Here is a 327-nt window from a genome sequence, read left to right as displayed (position 1 = left end):
GGAAGGTAGGGACGTATCGATGGCAAGTCTTGGGGAACTGGAACGGGCAGTGAAGGATCTGCTCTGGGCAGGCCAGGAGGCAGCAACTGCCAACACACTGCGCGATCTTCTGGCGCAGGACTCCGAGGCCGGCGACGGCACCGCGGGTCATCAAGGCAAGGACCTGGCAGTGACCACGGTCCTCACCGTGCTTTCGCGCCTGGAGAAATAGGGCCTGGTAGAGCGGGAACGCGGAACGCGTCCGCACCGCTACCAAGCCGTTTCCAGCCGCGCGGACCACTCCGCCGAACTCATGCTTGAAGTCCTGGGCTCAGCTCCGGACCGCGA

General features: G+C 64.5%; 1 pseudogene. It reads left to right on the top strand.

The window, feature by feature from the left end:
* Nucleotides 1–19 precede the first annotated feature (19 nt).
* A pseudogene (locus N7568_RS22810) lies at nt 20–327 on the top strand (BlaI/MecI/CopY family transcriptional regulator); the annotation flags it as partial.

The sequence above is a fragment of the Paenarthrobacter aurescens genome (assembly GCF_025421775.1).
GTDB classification, from domain to species: Bacteria; Actinomycetota; Actinomycetes; order Actinomycetales; family Micrococcaceae; genus Arthrobacter; species Arthrobacter aurescens_B.
The sequence above is the reverse complement of the archived record's forward strand: the minus strand, read 5'-3'. Positions and strand labels throughout refer to the sequence as shown.